The following is a 650-nucleotide window of genomic DNA, read 5'->3' as shown; positions in this document are numbered from 1 at the left end:
GTCACCTGCGCCTGCGGCTGTACGTACCAGCTGTTCAGCGTACCCGCGCTGCCGCTGAACTCGCCCGCCTTCAGCGTATAGCCCGCTTCCAGCGAGGCCGTCAGCCCCTTCGACCGGTAGTCGTCGCGCTCGCGGTCATCCGCTTCCACGCTGTTGTCGAACCAGCTGTACAGCAGCCAGCTGTCCACGTACGCCCCGCTGCGGTCGGCTTCGTTCTGGTACCACGTGCCATACACCCCGGCGCTGTAGCCGCTGATGCGTCCGTCAGAGTCATAGCCCGCCCGGTCGCTGCGGGTGTTACTGTGCGCGTTGGCGTAGCCGCCCATCACGCCCAGGTGGAAACGGTCCTGCCCGCTGGTGCTCCACTGCGCCACTTCGCCGCCCACCTGTAACACGTAGCGGTTGCTCTGCGTTTTCAGCTGGCCATCGCCCGCCTGCGAACGCTCATGCCCGCCGACGTGACGCATCCACAGGCTGCCCGCGAAGCTGTCCTCGTCATGCAGCCCTTCCGTGTACTGCGGCTCGCCCAGACGGTCGTGCAGACGGTGCGTGAAGAAGCTGTTGGCCGTCGCCAGGTTGCTGATGTAGCTCCCCGCTTCCGGTCGCAGTACTGATGGCCCGGTCGGGTCCACAATCGGCGGCTGTGCCGG

At 66.6% G+C, this 650-nt stretch carries 1 protein-coding gene; it reads right to left on the bottom strand.

What is annotated here, in order from left to right; all coding sequences use genetic code 11:
- On the bottom strand, positions 1–650 hold a 650-nt coding region (locus ACWWFX_RS25395; protein ID WP_473225115.1), incomplete at both ends, for an autotransporter outer membrane beta-barrel domain-containing protein.

The organism is Pseudocitrobacter sp. 2023LY-00077 (assembly GCF_055796175.1).
This window is presented reverse-complemented; position numbering and strand designations above follow the sequence as displayed.